Genomic DNA, 22,817 nt, shown 5'->3' with positions numbered 1-22,817 from the left:
AACACCCGTATCAACCGCCTTTTTGATGTTTTGAGATCTCTTTGTCAGTCAGTTATAGAGGACTTTACACCAGAGGAGTGCTCCAGAGAATTTTCCCTACTGGACTCTATGCCCATCATAACCTGCAGTGGGACTAGAAGGGCAAAGGTAGCTCTGGAGATAACGGATAAAAGCTTCTGCTCAACGAAGAGGCTTTGGTATTTTGGATTAAAGCTTCATGCGCTCAACAGCTATAACAAATCCACGCTGCCTCGTCCGGAAAGCATTGTAATAAGCAAGGCATCTGAAAGTGACCTGAACATATTTAAGGAGAATTGGGCATCCATCGCAGGTAGGACGTTCTTTGGTGACAAGATATACCGTGACGCCCCATTCTTCGAGTGGTTTTATAAAGAAAAGAAATCAATTATGTATACCCCGATAAGGGAAACCCAAGGAAAACCGGATTGTTTAAAAAACAGGGATCGTGCTTATAATGATCTGTTTTCAAGAGCAGTATCTAGGGTAAGACAACCAATCGAATCCTTTTTTAATTGGATAAATGAAAAAACACAGATACAAAACGCAAGTAAGGTCAGATCTACCAAAGGACTATTAGTACATGTGTTCGGTAAATTAACAGCCTGTTTCATAAAGCCTATTTTCAACCCTTAATTCGCATTACTAAATACTAACTACTACTTAACCAACTTATTAGCATTCATCAGCTTAACCTTCTCCTCTACTTCCAGATTAATGAACTGCGAAGGTGTGATTCCGTAAAATGCCTTGAAGGTCTTGCTAAACCATTTAGGATCGGAGAATCCTACGGAATAAGCGACTTCGGCAATGCTGAGCTCTTTATTTCCGAGCAATGTGCTAGCGGTTCGGAGTCTAACCGCATTGATCATTTCGATTATACTAAGGCCAGTCAGCTGCTTTACTTTTCTATAGAGCACTGGTCTGCTCATGCCGATCTGATTGGCGAGCTGCATGACATTGAGTTCCTCTTCAGCCAAATGTTCTTCAATAAAGCTCACGAGCTTACTGAGGAAACCCATTTCCTCATTCGCTGTTTCCTCGTCTTCTTTTTTATCCTTTAATAGATATTCTTTAACAAAATGCTTTCTGAAGCTTTGCTGCGTAAAGAGTATGTTTTGGATTTTCAGCGCTAGAATTTCGATGTTTACGGGCTTGGTCAAGTAATCATCTGATCCCGCATGCATCCCTGTCTTCATATCTTCGGTAGACGAGAGTGCGGTAAGTAGAATTACGGGAATATGCGATGTAGTAGCGTTAGATTTCATCATTTTTGCGAGGCTGATACCGTCGATATTCGGCATCATGACATCGGAAATAACGAGATCGGGCAAGTTTTCTGAAACCTGCTTCCATGCCTCTTCACCATCTCTCGCCAGCAGCACCTGATAGTTTTTGTTCAATTGCTGATAAAGAAACTGTAAAATCTCTTCATTGTCATCGACCAACAGCACCATTTTACGCTCTTTTGAAGGGATATGCTCTGATATTTCGATAGCATCCTCCCTTGGTAGCGTAGGACTTTGCACTACAGCTGTTGTTTCTACATCTCCGAGCGAAGGTTGATTCTGCGGAGACACCTGCAATATTTCCTCCGCCTTTAAATGAGCTTTCCCTAAAGGAATACGGATATAAAAACTGGTGTACGAAGGTTTGCCGATTTCCTCATTCTGGCTTTCTACGTAAATCTCACCATGATGCAGCTCTACGATATCTTTCGATAGAGAAAGACCGATTCCACTACTATATTTCTTGCTCGACAGGTTTTGATCGCCTTGATAGAAAAACTCAAAAACGGTTTCCACTTCGTGTTTCGGAATACCTGGACCGGAATCCGTAACACACAATTGCAGCATCCCTTCCGGATATTTACCCTGTGCGTCTTGTTGCGACAGTGATAATTTGATTTCTCCGCCCTCAGGTGTAAACCTTAATGCATTGGAAAGTATATTGAAACAAACTTTCTCCATCTGATTGATATCGATCCAAACGTCTGGCAGATCGTCCTCAACTTCCATACGAATTCCTATTTGCTTGCTTTGAAAGTCATTTTTAAAGGATTCGATCACATCCAGGATCACTGCATGGAGGTCGTATTGAGCAATCTGTAACTTTAGGAGTCCTAATTCACTTTTCCTAACATCCAGAAGCTCATTGACGAGCAGCAGCAGACGCTGTGCGTTCTTCTTCATCACGCGGAGTGTTGGCTTGTTGCTATCATGGTCAGCAGTAGTAGATAGAATCTGTTGCAAAGGACTTAGAATAAGCATCAGGGGCGTCCGCAACTCATGCGATACATTGGTAAAGAAATTCGCCTTCATTTCCGCTACTTTCTTTTCGTGGGCAGTCTCTAGATTGACCAATTCCAACTGGTATTTCAGCTCACTCTTCGATTTAATAAATTGAATGATGATGTAGAATATGCTCATCCCCAATAACACATAAATACATATCGCCCACCAGGTTAGCCACCAAGGGGGAAGAATCGTTAGTTCCAACCTATTGATCTCCTGCGACCATACCGCATCATTGCTCGCTCCTTTAATCAAAAGCGTATATTTTCTTGGTGAAAGGTTGGTATAGGTTGCTGTCGGGATATTTACATAGTTTCAATCTTCCTCCAACCCCTCTAATTTATAGGCATATTTATTCTTTTCGGGCGTAACGTAATTCAACGTCGCAAAGTCGATACTAAAAGTATTCTTGTTGTAGGGCAGTTCAAGCTTTGGATTCACCGCTAATTGGACAGGCAATAGAGTTCCGCGCTGCGGATCGATGGGCTGATTATGGATTCTCAGGTCCGTGAAAGTCACTTTCGGACTGTAACCGCTGCTCCCGATTTGGCGAGGGTAAAATGAGGTAATACCATGCGTACCGCCAAACAGAATTTCCCCGTCGCTGCCCTTAAACGCCGCCCCGATGGAGAATTCATTTCCCAATAACCCATCCTTCATGTTGAAAGGAGCAAACTCCCCTTTTTCCGGATTGAAGGAACAGATACCGTTATTAGTACTTATCCAAAGCTTATTGGCATCTTCCAAGATGCCGACAATATTATTCCCCGGCAGCCCATCCTTCTGTGTATAGCGTTTGAACTGCTTCTTTTCATAGTCAAACAGGTTTAAGCCTTCCTTGGAAGTCCCCACCCACAGCCTGCCCTTGCTGTCCTCAAATATACTGAGAATAATAGAGCCACTGATGGAATGTGCATCGCCAACCTTCGGAAAGAAAACATCAAAAGACTCTTTTCCCGCCCACTTTACATTAAGCCCATTCTCTGTGCCGACCCAGACATTTCTTCTCGAATCGATGAACACGGTACGGACCATTTCGGAGGAAAGGTTGTAAGGAGGCCTTTTACCTGGCATATATTGTTCATAATAGCCTTTGGTACCTGCTTTCTTCAGGTTTAATCCTCCTCCATAGGTTCCGATCCAAAAATTACCTTGATGGTCTTCCTTGATGCTGTAAACATTGTTGCTAGAAAGTGAAGTCGCATCGTTGGGATCATTTTTGATATGCTCAAATCCTTGTTGATCGGGCTTCAATATGTTCAAGCCGCCGGAATAGGTTCCTATCCATACGTTGGATTTACTATCGATAAAAATATGCTTGACATGATTATTGCTCAGCGATTTAGCTTGGCTCTGTTGATGACTATAATTTCGGACTACCTTTTTTGAAGAATTCATATAGTCCAGCCCCCCGCCCTCGGTTCCTATCCAATAACCGCCCTTCTTATCTTGTACTATGCCGCTGACAACATTGTAGGAACGACTTGCCGGACGGCCATCCTTGCTGTAATGCTGAAAGACCGGCAGATCGCGATCATAAACGCTTATTCCTCCATAGTAAGTACCGATCCAGATAGAACCTCTCCGGTCTTGAAATATCGGCCGAATCGAATTATCAGCAAGCGAGTTGATATCATTTTCCTTTTTGAAATAATTCCTAAAGCCCCTGCCCTCCTCATAGTAGTTCAAGCCATTAATCGTACCTATCCAATAGCCGCCTCTTTTATCTTTAATGAGGCTGCGGACGTCGTTGCTGCTCAATGTTGCTCCCTCGCTGAATCCGCTTTTCGTAGTTAGATAGGTGAAAGACTTCGATACTTCATTGAAAACATTGATTCCTCCTTCTTTGGTGCCTATCCAGAATACGCCCGGCTTCATTTCATATACAAAGCGTACTTCGTCATTATTGAGCTGTCCCGCTTTGCGTTGAAAGCTATAGATTAGCTTATTAACACCAGTTTCGCCGCCCGCCGAGAACACATATAATCCGCCATTCGTACTTACCCAAAGCCTATTCTTTTGATCATGATACAACTGCTGTATATTACCCGCATTGTTGGGAAAGGACTGATCGCTGATATTTCTACCGTTGAAAGCTAATTGTACGCTGATGTCATGATCTTTGCCTTGTATTCTATATAATCCCTGATTACTACTGATCCAGATGTAGCCGTTTTTATCCTCGGTAATGGCATAAATCAGGGGTTCCACAGCGGGATTGCTGCCGATGGCGATACGTTTGAAATCGTCCGTATCTCTAAAATATAGATTGAGCCCTATTGCTGTGCCGACCCATAGTCGCTTTTTGGAGTCTTCAAAAAGACTGGTTATATAGCTATCCGAGAGCGACGTAGAATCTGATAAGGCGGTTCGATAAATTCTGAATTTACTAGCATCGTAAAGATTAAGTCCGTCGCGGGTGCCGATCCAAATAAAGTCCTGATGGTCTTGAAGCATGGAAAAGACAGTACTTTGTGATAATCCGTCCTTCGTAGACAAGTGGAAAAAACGAGCTTCCTGCGCATGCATTTGAGCAAACGACAGGGATAGCAAAGAACAAAAGAATACCAGGGAACACAGAATCCGTCTCATACTAGGCTTATTTGGTACAACATAATAGGAATTTTCGTGCGAATTTTCAAATTTACGTTTATCCTTAAACAAATAGTACCAACCCAATTGCTCGGGTTGGTACAGCTTTAACCTATTAAAACCATTAATCTATGTTAACAGTACGTTTGAACGCGGTAGAAAAAACATCAACTCGGAATTGCTCTTGAATATTATCAACGAGATTGATGGCCACGGAGCGGCGTCCAGTTGCTGCCGTGTTGTTTAATAATTTGATGTAAATCTTAGCTTGTGCTTTTTTGGCGCCTGGGAATACGATTTGATATTTGCCGGCAATGGGGCTAATCTTGTTGCCCGAAGCATCAACGACCTCGAAGTCTTTGCCCAATTCTGCCGGGTTATTGATCCCGTCTACACTGACTACATAGTGAGCAATAGCGTCGTAGTTACGCTCGAATTCGGAATAAAATTGCACAGGGAGTTCGAGCAAGGCGGTTTGCGAGCGTTTAACGGTTACTGCTGAGTTGTTGTTCGGCATATAAACCACATAGTAATGGTGCTCGTATTCCGGTAAACCCGGCAATACTTCTCTATCCTCTTTACAGGCAAATAAACTTGTTACTGCCATGACAAGCAGCAGGATTTGAGAAGCTCTATTTCTGATATGATTGATTTTCTTTTTCATGTTATTTCCAATTAGGGTTTTGAACTACTGCACCGCCACTCAATGAAATCTCATTCAATGGAACCGGATACAAATAATCTTTCGCAGGGTTAAATCTTCGCGTGCTTTTATCCTCAACAATCAAAATCTGGTCAGCATTCAAGTTTAAGTTCTTGATATCGGCTCCGACCCAATCCGTAGCATTATATTTTGCACCCAGAATATCTTGTGTCAATGCATTTTCTGCTAGTTTCCAACGAATCAAATCAGGATAACGGAAACCCTCAAGTGCTAATTCCACATTTCTTTCACGGCGGATCTCCTCAAGCATACTCAATTGATTGGCCGCTGCAAAGGCATTGGAAAGTTTCACGTTCATCCCAACTCTACTGCGCAATAAATTAATGCTCTTGTCTAAATCCTCGTCGGATATCGATCCATTCAGTTCGTATTTCGCCTCGGCAAAGGTTAATAACACTTCAGCATAGCGGATTAATATCCTATCGGTCGTTGCCGAACCTGAGGTTTGCCAATCTGGAATGTTGAATCCTTTTTTAGTCGCATACGCTGTTCGAGCTCCTAATGTTGTTGTTGGCACCCAAGGCCCCTTGTAAGCTTGCTCGCCATCGCGAAATACCGTCAAGCCTAGGCGTGGATCCCTGTTATCAAGAACCGCATTATAGCTAGGCTCTGCGCCTTCGGCAATGTAGAAGGCTGATCGTACAGGTTTTAATTCATTGCGCTCGTTATAAGCTGGGAGACCATCGGTATAGAGATACTGACGAATAAGATTACGGGTTACCGCCACACGACCGTTTTCTAAGTCGCGAGAGTAATTATGCGCTAAAATAACATTGGATGCATCGACCCCGTAGATTTTAACTAAGATATTCTCGCTGTTTCCTGGCCCCTCGCCTTCTTGATTGAACAGCTTGGCATAGTCCGAGAACAGTTGATGTCCCTGCCCCATGACGTAGGTGGCACCATCAACAGCTTGTTGTAAATGCGTCTGCGCATCAGATCCGCCATGGTATTTGGCAAATGTGCCTAGAAACAAACCGATACGTGCCTTTAATGCCTGTGCCGCGCTTTTGCTCACGCGTCCGTAGTCAGCCGCAGGGATAGATTTTGCGGTCGGCAACCAGTCTTTTGCATAGTCAAGATCTTCATAAAGCTGCTTTGCAATTTCAGCTTTTGGAGTTCTCGCCATGTTCAATTCTGGCGAATTGAAGTCTAATGTTTTCGTTAAGAACGGCACATCACCATAGCGCTGTACCAGTTGAAAATAGGCATAGGCTCTAAAGAACTTCGCCTCTGCGAAATATCTGTTCTTAATTTCCTCGGCTACGCCGGCTTTTTCGCCTTTGATCAAGATATTGTTTGCCGTAAATATCATCTCATAAGGCTGCGACCAATCCGAACTTGTGCTCGGAATGCTCCACGCTCCATTGCTGATTAAATTTACCGTTTGGTTGACATTGTCATCGCCACGGTTATCCAGGTCAAAGCCTTCCAGTTGTTGATATAGACGGTTAGCGGCAAATTTTAAATCAGATTCCGTGTTCCAGAACTCCTGATCGGAGAATGTGGTTTCCGGGAATCGGTCTAAGCTACAGCTGGCAGTCATACTTAAGGCTGCAGCAAGAGCAAAATTGGTTATAATAGTATTTAATGCTTTCATGTGACAAGAGATTAAAGGGTCAGATTAAGGCCAAAAGAAACGGTTCGGAAAAACGGATAGGTGGTCGCTCCAACATTGTTAGGAACCTCAGGATCGAAGACCTCCATCACTTTCGTTGTTTCCCATAGATCTTGTCCGGAGAAGAACACTCTCAGCTTACGGATCGCTTGTGTCTTTAATGGCAATGTATAACCCAATTGTACATTCTTCAAACGTAAATACGCCCCGTTCTGAATCCATTTATCCGACGGACGGTAGTTATGTGAACTTGTTTGATACATGCGTGGAAACGTTGCATCAGGATTCTCCGGCGACCAACGGTCCATATGTATGGTCCATGGCAAATCAGCAGTACCCAACATAGGCGACAATGTTTCTGTAGAGATCACAAATACACGTTTGGCAACCCCTTGCAACATCGCACTGAAATCAAATCCTTTGTATTGGAAGCCCAGATTGAATCCGTAGAAGTAACGTCCGTTGGAAGTACCATAATTCACTAAGTCGCCTGGACTATTTGGCGTACCTTCGCCTGCCGAAATAACACCATCGCCATTAACATCTAAGTATTTCACATCTCCGGCACCGGCATTGTTCGGGAAGAATGGCGTATTCACTTGTGCTTTATAAGCATCATATTCTTCTTTCGTTTGGAAATATCCATCTGTTTTGTATCCCCAAACGGTGTTCATTGGATAGCCTTCTAATAAATCGACAACGCCTTCATTGATGATGTTACGACCATCAAAACGTACCAGTTCATTTTGATTATCTGATAAATTAAATCCTAATGAATATCTAAAATCATTGATTTTGTCTTTCCACTTGATATCAAATTCCCATCCCCAGCTCTTTAATTCACCCACGTTGAAAAAAGGAACATCTATCCCGATAATAGACGGCAAGTTCAAGGCCGCTAGCATATTCTTATTGCGCTTTACATAGTAGTCTCCAGTGAAAGAAAGGCGATTCTTCAGGATAGCGAAGTCAATACCGATATTACTTTGTTGCACAACCTCCCAAGTCTTTTGTGGAGATGCTAATTGCTTTTGGAAGAGGTACTGCTCGCGCACATCGTTGAACACTAGAGAAGGGTTGTCACTAGCACTCTCGCGCAATCCTGAAGACAACAACGGGATATAATCGTACAGCCCTAAGGAAGCACCATTACCCAATTGTCCCCAAGATGCTCTAACCTTTAACAGGTCAAAGAAAGTTTGATCTTTCATGAACTCTTCCTGATCCAACCGCCATGCTGCCGAGAACGATGGAAACAGTTCCCAGCGGTTTTCTGGTGCTAATCGCGAACTACCGTCATATCTGAAAGATGCTTCTAATAGATAGCGTTCTTTGTAGTTGTAGTTCAAACGACCGAAGTAAGACCCCATCGCCCATGTTTGAATATCATCACCATTGGTTTTTGTCGCCGAATTACCATAGTTTAAGCTGTAGAAATCGTTGGTGATTAAAGACTGTGCGCCTGCTACTAATTCATCCTTGCGGTATTCTTCGAAGGAAGTACCAGCAAGCAAGGTAAAGTTATGATCCTCAGCAACCTTAAAGTTATAGGTAGCTACCGCTTGCAGGTTGTTCAGGAAACCTCTGTTTTTAGCCCGCTCCGTAGAGTTCGGATCGTTTACTTTCGATCGGATGGTGTTTGTTGAGCGTCCGTACCAAATAATCGTACGACGATCGCGCTGCATATTATAGTAATCTTGATTTCTAGAACCCGTGATATCGATCGTCAACCCCTCTACAATATTCTTGATCTTTAAATTGGCTCTACCTGTAAAGGATTCATAAAGACGTCTGTAGAGACCACCGTTTTGCTGGATGTCTATAGGGTTGATCTGTAAGTCACCATTGAAAGGCTGTCCTGTGATATCTTCTGCCGGAACATAAAGGCTCTGGCGTGTTCTACTTCTGTACATTCTGTTGATGATTTGCTGCGTTCCGTAAGCATTCTGATTCACTTCAGATCCTACATAATTTGCTGCGATATCTAACTGTACATATTTATTTACTTCCGCAGATAGGTTCGTTCGAAGGGTGTAACGTGAGTTATCGTCTGGACCATAGCGTAAAACGCCGCTACGATTGTAATAGCCTCCGGAAACATTATATGTTACCTTCTCGCCACCTCCGCCTAAGGAAAGGTTGTGATTATGCATGTCGCTGTACTTATTCATCCCCTCCTTAATCCAGTTATTGTTGCCGAAATATTCCCAGCGATCCTGGGTTGGGTTAGGTCTGTAAGAAAAGTTCGGATTCATTAACCATTCGCGTTGTTCTTCGCTGAACTCTGGATTTCCGGTCGCATTTAAGCGCGCTTCGTCGATCAATAATTGCTCATCCCAAGAGTTTAAACGTTCAGGACGACGGGCAGCGATATTAACACCGTAGTAATTGTTGTAATTCACCACCGGCTTACCTGCTTTACCCTTCTTCGTCGTGACTAAGATGACACCTCCTGCAGCTCTTGCCCCATAGATTGCCGACGCTGATGCATCCTTAAGAACCGATATAGACTCTACGTCATCAGGATTGATCAGGTTGAGGTCCATTTCGATACCGTCTACTAACACCAAGGCTGACATACTATTCGCAGAGCTAAAGCCACGAACGCGAATACCGCTGCCTTCATCACCAGGGTTACCGCTACTTCGCGTTACTGCGACTCCCGGCAAAACACCCTGTAAGGCAGACGTAAGGTTTACATTCGGCCGGTCGACAAGCTCTTCACCTGCTACTTGGCTTACCGCACCGCTTAGATTAACTTTCTTTTGCGTGCCATAGCCGACCACCACAACCTCATCGAGGTTCTCTTGATTTTCAACTAAAACAACATTGATGGTCGATTGTGTTCCGACAGTAACCTCCTGCGTTTGATAACCAAGGAGTCTAAATTGCAGAACAGCCGCATTCGAGGCTTGCAAACGAAACTCCCCAGCTTCATTTGTTGAAGTCCCTTGTTGACTGTTTTTAATGGATACACTGACATTGGCAGCAGCAGTTCCGTCTTGCAGACGTACCACTCCTTGAATAGTTCGTAAAGCTTGCGCATATGATAATTGAACAAGAAAAATAAGTCCAATTATGATACAGCAGCTCCTACTGAGGTGGATGCATGATCTCATCATAACTGATAGGTTTTAATTTGGATAAAATAAGTGCCCGAGCAGACCCGGGTTAGACAAATGTCTTGATTGGTTAATATTTATAAGGGGTAGAAATTGCTCAAATAGGGGTAGAAATTGCTTTATTTGCAATTCTACCCCTATTTTTAGAGAATCCAGATTAATGGATGCCTCATCGGCGAATTTCTGCGTACTTCTAATTCAGTATAATCTAACGGCAGCTTCAACCAAGTATTCAACAGGTCTTCGCGTTGAAAGTCTAATGCGCCGAACAGCAAAAAAGGATGGGCAATTGGCCAATTATCCCAATACATTACATCCTTTTCATAAGGCCATTTCGTCTTGTCTACCACATATGGAAACATGAAATCAATGCCCTTTTCTAAATTCTTCCCATCTACGGTAATTGTAGCTGCCTGCGGATTATGCTTCTGCAGAATACGCGTAATACCCGCGAAGATATCTAAGTTGAAAAGTGAATATCCATATGGCTTTGTTCTCTCGATCTCCAATGGAAAACTGCCGTTGTTAGCCATCTGATTGGGTAATATAACCTGCTGATAGCGTTGAACGCAGGAGTATAGCATAGCCTGATTATTTGTATAGCGAGCGAATGCTGCTGCTTGCAATAACCAACAGGAAGCGTGATTGTTCTTAGTAGCCTTTTCCTCCAGACCATAGGGATGAGTATTCATCCAGTTTAAATAAGAAGCAAACCATTCTTCAATCGCTTTTCCGTCTTTCTCATTGAGCTTACCAGCAGTTTTTAAATGCTCTAGCGAGCGCGCTACTTCGACAAAATGTATTCCATCAATTAAACCGATACCTCTTCCGGATGCTATTCCTTTGATGGCTTGCGCATAATTCATCGAAGGGTTCATACGTGTATTTTTATCGACGAACCAAGCCTTTGCATGTTCTATTGCTCGATTCGCATAGCGATCATCCTTCGTTAGTAACCATCCGGACACCAGATCGCTCATAATATCACCATATCGCATCACAAGCTCCCGATGAGCAACAAAGTTATCGGGATTGCTCATGCCATCTTTACGGATATAAGGACCATCCTTATCCTCTGGATTTGGCCACCAATAGTCTCCTTCCGAATAGAAGTCATTCTTCGTCCCTAAACTACGCTCGCTAGTAGCCGAAGTAATCGTCCTGATAGGCTCCTCTACGGCTTTATCCGCTGCCGCTAAAACCTCTGGACGGAGTTTATTAACGACAGTAGTCGTCAAATCTCTATCTTCACCAGTAATATTGATTAGTGTAGATTTGATATAATCGCCTTTCACCGAAACGACAGCATGTTTTCCAGTTCGCACAAAACGGATAAGCGCACGACCGTTATAGGCCTGTAATCTACTGCTCCCGTCCGATGTACCCTGGTTGACGATAAGATATCCATCGCCTGCGGATGCAAACTCCAAATAATCCCGACTATCTAATACTGGAACTCCTTTTGCATCGAGAAACTTAGCTTCCAAAAGTACTGTATCGCCTTTATTCTCAATGGCATTCAAGCTTATGCTCGCTGGTTTACCCCATTTCTCGGTTTGGTAATCTTGAATTAGCTCATCCGATATCACTACTTTCCCTTTCTTCGCAATCGCCTTCAGTTCATTCTTCCCTTTTACAAACTTCACCATCCAACGAAGTCCAGCTGCAGGGAAGTCCTGCGAATCACGCTTTTTCTTTCCGAGGCTTTTACCATTGTGAAAAAGCTCTACTTCTTCTGCGTTCGAGTACACTTTAACCATTCTTTCCTGCCCTTCATCACCCCATCGTGTTGGCCAGCTATGACCATAGATACGAACCATAGGCTCTTCGGTCCAATAGGATTGGAAAACATAGTATGATTCCTTCTTGTTCAAGTTTCTTTCAACAACCCCCTTTTGATTCATATAAGGCACCGGGTTCTCGGGGCGAACCGGCGTCGTGAAATCCTTAAAAGGCCAGTATGCAGTACCGGTTAACCAAGGCATGGTTTCTTGTTCTTTCAGGTGCCAATCAATTAGATTTACGATGTAGCTCTCACTCCAATCGCCATCTTTTGATACTCTCGCCGGCCCACCGAAAAGCGACGCATCACCTGCGCGCTCATCTGCCGAAGTACTGCGCATCACTTCCGAAAGCCCCTCATCAGGTGTCTCTGAATGTCTTCGAGCATGACTATCCCCACCCCATTCTACATGCAGGAAGTGATTGACCCGCTCAAATTCCGTTCTACTGGCTGTCTTATAATCTGTATATACCCCACGATACCATCCCGCCCAAATAGAAGGCGAATAGACATCTACAATATCCTTACAGAAATCACAACGGCGAATCGCTGTCTTTCTAGAGTCATCAAGTTTATGAGATAGCTGGTGCAACTCAGTCATGAAGGTTCTTATCTTCTGATGGTCGAACTCATTAAAGTCGCCAGGCCAATCATTCTCATTTCCAAGTCCCCAAATAATAATGGACGGATGGTTATAATGTTGCTCAATCATATTAGTGAGCATCCGGCGAGCTTGCTCCTGATATACAGGGCCGCCCAATCCGCCTCGACACCATGGAATCTCCTCCCAAACCAATATTCCTAGTTGGTCGCAAGCTTCCAAAACTATCCTCGACTGCTGGTAATGCCCTAATCGAATGAAGTTGACCCCCATGTCCTTCATCATTCGCATCTCTTGCCAGATCTGCTCCTCTGTCATCGCTTGCCCAACACCCGCATGGTCCTCATGTCGATGCGTACCACGCAGCAACAGGCGTTCGCCATTCAGATGAAATGGACCCGATGCAACAAATTCAAAAGAACGGAAACCGATATGCTCCTTTAAAATAGCTGTATCCTTTCCTACGATCGCCGAGATCTCCACACGATATAGATTCGGCTGGTTGGGACTCCATAAGCTAGGATTGGATACAGCAAGAGGTTCAAGATTGAAATTACCATCATTCGAAATCGAAACAGATTGTTTCTTAGTTATGATTTGCTTCCCTTTAGGATCGAAAATCTTTGTTTGCAATAAAGCTTCCTTTACGCCTTTAGGATTCCAAAAACGACCTTTGAGAGTCACCTTAGCTCCTTTTAAATTAGGCTGAAGATTGATTTCTGAGAAAATATGTTGTACCGAAAGCTTAGGTGCATATACCAAATCGACATAACGATACAACCCTCCAAACAGCGTAAAATCCGAAAGATCTGAAGGAATCATCTCCAAATCTCTGGAGTTTTCTGTTCTAATCAATACAGGCACTTTTCCATTAAAGCGCTTCGCGTCTTCCGAGGCTCTAAACTTCGCTACTACATCCGTAATATCCGCATACCACTCATCATAGCCACCGACATGTTCTGTCACTAATTGATCATAGACATAGACCTTGGTCTTCTGACCCGCTCCTTCAAAGTGCAAAATAACACGTCCGTCGGAATAAGGGTTATTTATTGATAGGTTGGTTCTGTACCATGCCGGACCCTGATAATAATTCTCATGCGGATCCACGGCATCCGAAGCATTGTAGGTATGTGGCAACTGCACCTTGGACCATATCGGAACAGACTCAGGCGCTCCGGCAGGAACAGGACGAATCCCCTCCCATATCCCCCCAAGATCAGAGCGCAGAAACTCCCAATCATTGATGAGCCGCTGACTAGTTTGAGCCTGCAGATTCCCAATAATTGAAAGCCCGATAAAAAGAATAAACGATAGATAAGTTTTTCTCAGCATAACAAATAGGTTCTAAATCAGTAGAACGAAGATGCATGCAGAACGGAATTTTGAGGTGTTGATATCGGTTTAAAAGGGGGAGTATTTGTTCAAAAGATGCTTCAAAGGGGGATTAACAACTTAAGACAGACCCTTTCAGAAAAAATTAAAGAGAGATCCCTTTACTATAAGAACTCTCTCTTGATCTATTTATTTTAAGTTTACTTTCCTGAGGAATCTTATGCGTGGGCTTTTTCTTTCTTGCCAAACAAAGCTTTTCCTACAGTCACCAATCCTAAAGCTAATAACCCACCAACAATCGCAGCAGCAATTGATTTAACAATACCCGGTAGGCTTGGTAACATATGGTGTAGATAGTCGATATTATGGACGAAAATATCTCCTGATACCATCAATAATGCAATCGTTCCGATTACGCCTAAGGATTTTATAACCCATGGTAATAATTTCACTAGCGCATGCCCAAACTTAGCGGCAAATCCCTTATCGTTGGAACGCTTGATCAGGCTATATCCCATATCGTCCATGCGGACAATCAGCGCCACAATCCCGTAGACACCAACCGTAGCGATAATAGCTACTACAGAAACCGTTAGAATCTGAATCGCCAAAGATTGCTCTAGCACGGTTCCAAGGGCGATGATTACAATCTCCACCGATAAGATAAAATCGGTTGTGATAGCAGACTTTATCTTCGCATTCTCCGCAATCTCCCCCTGCTCTACATCCTTTTGAATAACCTCATGGCCTTCTTTCTTACGATGGAACAGGTAGTGCACTATCTTTTCTACCCCCTCATAAGCCAAGTAAAAACCACCGAGGATCAAGATATACTTGATCGCAATTGGAAATATTGCATTCAGGATCAATGCAATCGGCACAATGATCAGTTTATTGATAAATGAGCCCTTGGTAATTGCCCATAGCACCGGAATCTCACGGGTCGCTAAAAATCCAGTAGCTTTTTCTGCATTAACGGCTAAATCGTCTCCTAAAATACCTGCAGTCTTACGTGTTGCCAACTTACTGGCTACCGCCACGTCGTCCATTAATGCAGCGATATCATCCAATACCGCAAATATGCCTGATGCCATAGTTATTAATTATCTTTTACTTTTCTAAAATAGAATTAATTTAGAAATGTTTGAAAAAACTTTCATGTTTTCCTTGAATCATCAACAGAAATGGAAGTTCTTGAAGACCTGTGAATACAGACAATTTCAGACAAAAAATAACAAAGGACGATATTAAACTAGTTCTACCTGCTTACTTATACCCTATTCTACTTCCTGCACTTTGCTTTTCCGGAACTCTTTCATGGATGCAGGCTCTTTACTTTCTAATTCCGCGAAGTCCACAACACCTGTCTCTTTTGCCCAATTCGCATAAGCCTGTGCCAGTCGAGACACGACTTCCTCATTCTTACCCGCAATATTTCTCGTCTCCGTCGGGTCGCTCTCCAAATCATATAATTCCCAGGTTTGCGACGGCCAAGTCGAAACCAACTTCCACTTCCCTACCCTCGCTGCTCTATTTCCGGCACGCTCCCAGAACAAACCTTCTTTTCGAAGCACCTGCTGGCTTTTGCTGGTAAGTAGTGGTAATAAACTTTTGCCTGCGAGCGCATTAACCTTCGTCGCCCTATAAGCTTCCGGATACTTTGCATTCGCCAATTCATAGAACGTAGGAGCCAAGTCAATTATATGTCCCGTACCTTGTTTAATTTCTCCCTGCTGAATTCTTCCAGGGAACCAAGCGATGAACGGTGTATTGATTCCCCCTTCATACATGTCGTCTTTAAAAGCCTTAAACGGAGTGTTGCTTGCATATGACCAATTCTTACTCTGCGACTCATAGGAAGTGACTGTCCCAATGGCGCCCTTATTCCTATCAGATCCATGATGCCAGCGAACCAAATCCTCTGCAGGAGCACCGTTATCAGAAAGGAAGACGATTAGCGTATTATCTAGCTGTCCATTCTTTGCCAAGCGGTCTAACAGCTCTCCGATACTTTGATCCAAACGATAGACCATTGCAGCGAATATTTCCATTTTCTTCGCCCAACCGGCCCTTTGTTCAGCAGTCAATTTTTCCCAATCGTAGATGTCGCGATCAGCGGCTGATGGAGTCAGTCCCGTCGGGATCAAGCCGATTTCACGCTGTCTTTTTAATCTTTGCTCCCGAAGGACAGACCATCCCATATCATACTTACCTTCAAAACGAGCTATATCCTCTTTTGGAGCAACCAAAGGCCAGTGTGGAGCCGTATGTGCTAGATACAAAAAGAAAGGCTCTTGTCGACTCTTAATGCTATCCAAAAAACCTATCGCATTCCGCGTAATCAAGTTGGTCGAAAATGTGGCTTGAGTCGGATAGCCTTCCGCATCTGTTTCAGGTGTTCGTAGCCCCGGTGCTCCGGAATTTGCATTCTTATCATCGCGAGGATAGACATAGTCAAATCCTCTTTCCCAAGGATAACTTTGCCCCTTCCCCGACACATGCCACTTACCGGAAGTTAGCGTGATGTAGCCATTTTCTTTAAGCACCTCCGCAATCGTCAAGGACTCCTTGTTCAGATAACCCTGATATGCAGGAATTCCCAGATCATTAGAAAAGTAACCGACCCCGGCTTTATGTTGATACTGCCCAGTCAGCAGCGATGCTCTCGTGGGTGCACAGATGGAGTTGTTATAAAACTCGCGAAGGCGCAGCCCCTCCTTCGCTAGACGGTCTAAATTAGGGGTTGGGATTTCCGACCCATATGATCCCAAGTCCGAATAGCCCAAATCATCTGCTAGAATTAAAATAATATTTGGTCTTTTATCTTGCGCCCATACCGATAGCGAAAGAAGAAGCAATACTGTGTTTAGGAAAATGTTCTTTCTGTTCATAATGTTAATGATTAATCCAATCTGGATGTTGTTTTAGATTAGGGTTAAGGTTCAATTCTCGCTGAGGAGTAGGAAAATGCAGATGTCTTGCGGAGGCATTATTCTTGCCGGCGGCTTTCAACTTCGCTACATAATAGTCCGCACCACGCCTCACCAAGTCAAACCATCGCTGATACTCATATACCAGTTCTTTCCGTCTTTCTTCAAACACTGCTTCCCGAAAAGCATCTTTACTAGTGCTGCTTGTCAATAAAGTAGTCTTCGCCCGCTGCCGTACTGCATTCAACGCCTCTTTTGCAGCAGCTGTAGGTCCATTTAACTCATTTTCCGCTTCCGCAAAGATCAATAGCACCTCTGCGTACCGAATAATTAGTAAGTTTTTAGACGATTGGCTTTGATTACCGACCACCGCATCGTCATAATATTTATTGAACTGCGGCGTAGGCAGTGCATAATACTTACCGTCGACAGGTGATACTTTCCCGAGCGTAAAAGTCACAGCAAGGCGGGCGTCGGTTTTCTCGTACGCTTCATACAAGCCACCCTGCACATGTAAGGCATCCGCATAGTCCCCATTGATGCCAGGAATATCAGCAGGTGCTGAACGTCCCGCTAAGGCATTGCCCTGATAGCCTACATTCCCCTTAAATTGCGCCGAGAAAATATGCTCCTTTCCATTCTTCTTCTCCACGTTGAACACATCGGCAAACTCCTCAAATAGCTCATAGCCCTCCTGCTCGATGACCTCCGCTGCCTTAGCTTTCGCTTTCGCATAATCTTTCTGCGTCAGGTAAACCTTAGCCAACAAGCTCTTTGCTGCTCCGGAACTCGCCCGTCCTCTGTCCATATCGCCATATGCTTTGTAATTAGGCAAAGCCTCTGCAGCCTGCAAATCGGCAATAATCTGTAAGTAAACCTGCTCCTCTGTACTTTTCGCCACCTGCAGTTCCTCCTTGCTCAGGTTTGCAATCGGCTGCAGTTGCAATGGCACGTCGCCAAACCAACGCACTAAATTGAAGTAATGCAAAGCGCGCAAAAACCTCGCTTCTAATATCAGACGCTTCTGTATCGTGGCGTCGATCTTATCGGCTGGAATCTTTTCTATAGCAACGATATTCAGGTTAGAAGCATTGATAGCATCATAGCTCTGCTTCCATAATTGCTCCATGCGGTCATTCGACGCGTCGTGCGTTAAATTACTGATCGCGCGAACATGGGCATTCCGCGCACGCGGTCCCGCCTCATAGTCATCCGTCGCCATCTCCACACCAATCTGGAATAAACCATTATACAGGGACTGTCCAGTTTCGTATAGTTTTCTATAAGTTCCGGTAACCGCAGCGACAGCTTGCGCCTCATCGAGGTAGAACTGCTCATTCACGAGGATAGCACGGGGCTGCTCGTCTAACTTCGAACAAGCGGTTGCCAGCAGCGAGATCAATAGGACAATAGGTAGATATCTTTTTCTCATGACAGGATATTAAAAGGTTAATGAAAGGCCCAGCGACAAGGTCTTCGCTACAGGATAGATGCCAGCGTCGGTTCCGATCTGCACATTGCTGCCCGATGTTACTTCCGGGTCAAAGCCGCGATAGTTTGTCAAGGTCAGTAGGTTTTGTCCGATAAAGTAAACTTCCGCCTGATTAAGGTGGGCTGAGCTTAACCAAGTTTTAGGCAGGGAATAAGCAAAACGTAGGTTCGCTAAACGAACGAATGTTCCAGACTCGACAAACCGGTCTGAAAAGATCGGTGCCGGATCAAGCTTTGCCCGAGGATAAACCTGCGTAGGGTTTTCTGGAGTCCAGCGATCTAAAGCATCTATCGACGCATTTTGCTGCCCAGTAAACATCTCGAGGTTCTGGCGATTTATATTAAGAATCTGGTTACCGACAGTGCCTTGTATCAGGAAACTCAAATCGAAACCTTGATAAGATAAGTTATTGCTGAAGCCGAAGATAAAATCGGGTTGCGCATTTCCAATGATCGTGCGGTCGTTTGCTGTCGAGAACTTACCATCGCCATCTATATCTTTATATAATCGATCTCCAGCTTTCGGATTTGGATTCCCCGTATAAACACCTTTAGTGGCTTCCTCTCCCAACTGCAAGATACCGTCTGTCACCGTGCCATAGAATGTTCCCAATGGTTCTCCGACAGCAATCAGGTAATTACCGTTGATGTACCGGTCCGAACCATCTCCAATCGATAAGACCCTGTTCCGGTTAAAGGAGATATTGAAATCCGAATCCCAATTAAATGCACCCTGCACATTCTTGGTCTTGATGCTCAGTTCCACGCCTTTATTGCTCACCGAGCCGAAATTCTGCAAAGAAGTTGCATAGCCCGATGTCCAAGGAATTTCCACGCTCAGCAACAAATCTTTAGTACGCTTGTAATAGTAATCGGCCGATATTTGTATTCGATTCTGCAGGAAGGCCAAATCGATGCCCGCGTCATATTGATAAGTCGTCTCCCAACCTAGCTCAGCGTTCGGCACACGTTGCGATGCAAATCCTGTCTGCACGGCATTTCCGAAATAATAGTTCAACGCATAAAGTGTGGCGAGGGACTGATACTGGCCGATTTCCTGATTTCCTGTTGCCCCGAAACTGGCGCGTACTTTCAAATCATTGATCGTCGGCAGTAGGCCTGTAAAGAAGTCCTCTTTACTCGCTCTCCATGAAAACGCTAAGGATGGAAAATTACCCCATTTGTTAGCACTTCCAAAACGCGAACTACCGTCACGGCGGATGCTCGCCGAAACATAATATTTATTCGCATAATTATAATTAATGCGACTCAACAGCGAGTGTAATACCCAATCGTAAGCATCGGAGTTAGGACGGATTAAGACCGACCCGCTCTGCAGACTGTTATAAAGAAGTTCATCTGTTACGAAGCTTGAGGCCCCTGCATTGAACAAGCTTGTACTGCTTTCCTGCTGCGTAAAACCGAGCAGCACGTTGAGGTCATGTTGCCCGAAGCTTTTGCTGTAGGTTAGCGTATTCTCATTTAACCAGGCTTGATTTTCGAGGTTTCCCAAGTTGGCTGTCCCTCTGCTTCCTGAGCCCTCATAAATATACGATGGCAGGTAATACTTATCATTTCTATTGCTCAGGTCAACGCCAAATAACACTTTAGCAGACAAACCTTTTAACAATTCGTATTGCGCATATGCGGTTCCCAGAACACGTAGGTTATTAGATTCGTTGACCGTCTCCAATAGTGTCGCGATAGGATTTGCAAAAATATTCTCGAATGGATTACGCAGGGTATATGAACCATCCGCCTCATAGATTGTAGCCGTAGGCGGCATAATCAATAAGGAATTGATAATACCCGTCGGAGCAATCTGCGAATTAGTTTTATTAATCGTTAGATTGGCGGAAACATCCAACCGCTCGAATGGCTTTGCGTGTAGATTCGAACGAAAACCCAATCGACGGAAGTCAGTGTTGACCACAACACCTTCCTGATTCAGATAATTTGCACCTAAATAATACTGAATTCTTTCAGCTCCGCCCGTCAGTGATAGCTGATGATTTTGCACCTCGCCCACGCGGAAAGCTTCGTTCTGCCAATTTGTACCTTCGCCTAGGTGGCTAATTTGTTCCTCCGACAAGTATTGGTATTTCCCTTTGCTAGGGTTGGTATCATACAGGGTTTCATTCCGTAATCGAGCGAAGGATTGCGCATCTAAGGCGTCGATTTGTTTGACAACAGATTGCCAACCCTTGCTGCCATCGTAGTTGAGTTGTACGCGCCCCGCACGTCCCTTCTTGGTACTGATGATGACCACCCCGTTCGCGCCGCGCGATCCATAGATTGCGGTCGCTGCAGCATCCTTCAAAACTTCAATGCTTTCAATATCGTTAGGGTTGATGCTCGCTAAGGGGTTGATCGGAGTCCCGCTGTTAACACCGGTGCTTTCCGACTGATTGTAAACTGGAAAGCCATCGATTACATAGAGCGGTTCATTGCCTCCTTGAATGGATGCGCCGCCCCGAACCCGAATACTTACGCCGGCTCCGGGCTGCCCGGAAGTTTGTGTTACTTGTACGCCTGAGACAGCACCTTTCAACGACTGGTCGACAGAGCTTACCTTCTGTTTCAAGAAGCTTTCCGGAACCGAGCCAACTGCTCCCGTCAGATCACGGCGTCGCTGCGTGCCATACCCTACAACGACCACCTCATCCAGATCTTCCGAAGACGGACTTAACAGGATTGCTGTTGGCGATACGTCGACTACTAAATTCTTTGTCTTATATCCGAGAAAGCTTAGTTTGATCGTAAAAGGCAATTTTTGTCCGGTAACAAATTGAAAGCGACCATCCTGATCGGTTTTTACCGCATGTGTTACGGCATCGAGCTGTATCGTGACCCCTTCTATAGGCTGTTGGGTCAGTGAATCAAGAACAACACCTTCTAAAGATGCGTTGATGATAGGTTTGGGTTTATCCTGAGCATACAGCGTGCTGTTGAACAAGCTGAACGCCCATAGCAATAAACTGAAATAGCGAAGTACTCCAATATTTTTCATATGTTTGCTTTAGTTTAATAGTGAATACTTACAAGTGCCAACGCCAATTGAAAACTTGTTTCATTATTGAATTCGAGGGAAGCTTTGCTTCCCTTTTTTTCTTTTTAGGGAAATGAACTAAAGACACATTCGCATACCAAAATGCGCAGAAAGATGAGATAATTTGAAAGGAAAAAGTGCTTGTTTAGATAGATTTCTTTTCATCGAGAATGATTTAGTTTAATGAATAACTTACTTGCTGTTACCAACGCCAATTGAATAACTTTTGACAAATATAATAGGAATAGAAAATAAAGTCTACTATTTTAGTAGATTATTTTTAAAATACAATGTATGTGATTGATTTACAGCATTATAAAATACATTCACAGAGAAATAACCAAGAAGATCCATAGGTAAGCAGTTATATAAAAGTTTCCGAATTGGAAACTTTTACTTATTTTTATATCGCGTTATGATTATCCTGAAATTGGAACTTCTTAGAGAATTTAGCTATGTGGTATTTACTAGAAAATGATAACGATTATCAGGAAGCCCTTAAACGATTTAAAGAGATCAAATATTCAAAGCGCGGTACGGTGGAACATAAAGAAAAGATGCTTTTGGTTACCTTGATTTCAAATTATGAGGTCAAAAAATACCCGGTTACGGAAATTGACCCTATTGAGATGATTAAAATTCGAATGAAAGAATTTGGATATTCTGCATCTCAACTAGGAAACAAAAGCACCGTTAGCAAGATCCTGAATTATAAACGACCACTCACCTTGTCTATGATACGGCATCTCTCGAAATTATTAAAAATCCCCTCTGACTTCTTGATCCAAGAATATCAATTAAAGCCTTAATAGTATAACATACTTTTCTAGCTATCTTTTCTATTTGTAGTTTTGAACCTTCGTATAAACAAGACGGGAATTTTGTCTTGAACTAAGGAAGGAAGGGCTAAGGGAATATGTGTATTGTTTTGATTCAGGAAAGGAAGGATAAAAAGATGAACAGGATCCTGCCAATCCTTACATCCTTCCTTTGGTTCAGACGAACTTCCTTTTCTAAACAATACTACCCTGCCCATCCTTACATCCTTCCTTTCCTGGTTCAAGACAACTTTCCCTTGACAAACAATCTAAACACCTTCGTCAGACCTCTACCAAACTTCAGCCTATTATAACCCCTATCAAACCCAATTCGGAGCGGCTTTGATTTGGGTTATAAAGGGGAGTGAAAGGGGTCTGAAAGGGTTCTAAGCAGATTGAGGCTTGACGGATTGACGAGGCAAAATCGAGTAGGAAGATAGGG

The 22,817-nt window shown here is 43.7% G+C and carries 12 protein-coding genes; 2 read left to right on the top strand and 10 right to left on the bottom strand.

The genetic code is table 11. The features are described from left to right. A partial coding sequence (locus tag B2400_RS03190; protein WP_293930709.1) for a transposase occupies positions 1–654 on the top strand: 654 nt, incomplete at its 5' end. A gap of 23 nt (positions 655–677) precedes the next feature. On the opposite strand, the gene B2400_RS03185 is transcribed toward B2400_RS03190, so the two are convergent. From B2400_RS03185 to B2400_RS03135, 10 genes are all read right to left on the bottom strand, one after another. Further along, positions 678–2,567, bottom strand: coding sequence for a hybrid sensor histidine kinase/response regulator transcription factor (locus B2400_RS03185; RefSeq protein ID WP_293930708.1), 1,890 nt, complete (start codon positions 2,565–2,567; stop codon positions 678–680). A 60-nt stretch (positions 2,568–2,627) separates the two neighbouring features. Beyond that, positions 2,628–4,904: a ligand-binding sensor domain-containing protein gene (locus tag B2400_RS03180; RefSeq protein WP_293930707.1), complete on the bottom strand. Its 2,277-nt coding sequence runs from the start codon at positions 4,902–4,904 to the stop codon at positions 2,628–2,630. Positions 4,905–5,028: 124 nt separating this feature from the next. Continuing rightward, positions 5,029–5,568 (bottom strand): hypothetical protein, encoded by a 540-nt coding sequence (locus tag B2400_RS03175; RefSeq protein WP_286652268.1) that lies wholly within the window; start codon positions 5,566–5,568, stop codon positions 5,029–5,031. 1 nt (position 5,569) lies between these two features. Continuing rightward, complete coding sequence (locus tag B2400_RS03170) at positions 5,570–7,228, bottom strand: RagB/SusD family nutrient uptake outer membrane protein (RefSeq protein ID WP_293930706.1); 1,659 nt, start codon at positions 7,226–7,228, stop codon at positions 5,570–5,572. 11 nt (positions 7,229–7,239) lie between these two features. Beyond that, complete coding sequence (locus B2400_RS03165) at positions 7,240–10,368, bottom strand: SusC/RagA family TonB-linked outer membrane protein (protein WP_286652266.1); 3,129 nt, start codon at positions 10,366–10,368, stop codon at positions 7,240–7,242. Positions 10,369–10,511: 143 nt separating this feature from the next. Further along, positions 10,512–14,087 (bottom strand): alginate lyase family protein, encoded by a 3,576-nt coding sequence (locus B2400_RS03155; RefSeq protein WP_349681675.1) that lies wholly within the window; start codon positions 14,085–14,087, stop codon positions 10,512–10,514. Between the two features lie 218 nt (positions 14,088–14,305). Then, the gene (locus tag B2400_RS03150; protein WP_286652265.1) at positions 14,306–15,181 is read right to left on the bottom strand and encodes a DUF808 domain-containing protein; all 876 of its coding nucleotides are present in this window, start codon (positions 15,179–15,181) and stop codon (positions 14,306–14,308) included. Between the two features lie 183 nt (positions 15,182–15,364). Next, a complete protein-coding gene (locus B2400_RS03145) occupies positions 15,365–16,978 on the bottom strand; it encodes an arylsulfatase (RefSeq protein WP_286652264.1) in 1,614 nt (537 codons plus the stop codon). A 4-nt stretch (positions 16,979–16,982) separates the two neighbouring features. Further along, positions 16,983–18,449 (bottom strand): RagB/SusD family nutrient uptake outer membrane protein, encoded by a 1,467-nt coding sequence (locus B2400_RS03140; RefSeq protein WP_286652263.1) that lies wholly within the window; start codon positions 18,447–18,449, stop codon positions 16,983–16,985. Between the two features lie 9 nt (positions 18,450–18,458). Continuing rightward, the gene (locus B2400_RS03135; protein WP_286652262.1) at positions 18,459–21,518 is read right to left on the bottom strand and encodes a SusC/RagA family TonB-linked outer membrane protein; all 3,060 of its coding nucleotides are present in this window, start codon (positions 21,516–21,518) and stop codon (positions 18,459–18,461) included. A 494-nt stretch (positions 21,519–22,012) separates the two neighbouring features. Between B2400_RS03135 and B2400_RS03130 the strand changes: the two genes are divergently transcribed. Beyond that, positions 22,013–22,366: a helix-turn-helix domain-containing protein gene (locus B2400_RS03130; protein WP_286652261.1), complete on the top strand. Its 354-nt coding sequence runs from the start codon at positions 22,013–22,015 to the stop codon at positions 22,364–22,366. The last annotated feature ends 451 nt before the right edge of the window (positions 22,367–22,817 follow it).

Source organism: Sphingobacterium sp. UBA6645 (genome assembly GCF_002455685.1).
In the GTDB taxonomy this organism is placed as follows: Bacteria; Bacteroidota; Bacteroidia; order Sphingobacteriales; family Sphingobacteriaceae; genus Sphingobacterium; species Sphingobacterium hotanense.
The sequence above is the reverse complement of the archived record's forward strand: the minus strand, read 5'-3'. Positions and strand labels throughout refer to the sequence as shown.

What these genes read in the sequence shown, in the direction of transcription:
- B2400_RS03180 (WP_293930707.1), bottom strand. Translation starts at nt 4,904, where the DNA reads ATGAGACGGATTCTGTGTTCCCTGGTATTCTTTTGTTCTTTGCTATCC.
- B2400_RS03175 (WP_286652268.1), bottom strand. Translation starts at nt 5,568, where the DNA reads ATGAAAAAGAAAATCAATCATATCAGAAATAGAGCTTCTCAAATCCTG.
- B2400_RS03170 (WP_293930706.1), bottom strand. Translation starts at nt 7,228, where the DNA reads ATGAAAGCATTAAATACTATTATAACCAATTTTGCTCTTGCTGCAGCC.
- B2400_RS03165 (WP_286652266.1), bottom strand. Translation starts at nt 10,368, where the DNA reads ATGATGAGATCATGCATCCACCTCAGTAGGAGCTGCTGTATCATAATT.
- B2400_RS03155 (WP_349681675.1), bottom strand. Translation starts at nt 14,087, where the DNA reads ATGCTGAGAAAAACTTATCTATCGTTTATTCTTTTTATCGGGCTTTCA.
- B2400_RS03150 (WP_286652265.1), bottom strand. Translation starts at nt 15,181, where the DNA reads ATGGCATCAGGCATATTTGCGGTATTGGATGATATCGCTGCATTAATG.
- B2400_RS03145 (WP_286652264.1), bottom strand. Translation starts at nt 16,978, where the DNA reads ATGAACAGAAAGAACATTTTCCTAAACACAGTATTGCTTCTTCTTTCG.
- B2400_RS03140 (WP_286652263.1), bottom strand. Translation starts at nt 18,449, where the DNA reads ATGAGAAAAAGATATCTACCTATTGTCCTATTGATCTCGCTGCTGGCA.
- B2400_RS03135 (WP_286652262.1), bottom strand. Translation starts at nt 21,518, where the DNA reads ATGAAAAATATTGGAGTACTTCGCTATTTCAGTTTATTGCTATGGGCG.
- B2400_RS03130 (WP_286652261.1), top strand. Translation starts at nt 22,013, where the DNA reads ATGTGGTATTTACTAGAAAATGATAACGATTATCAGGAAGCCCTTAAA.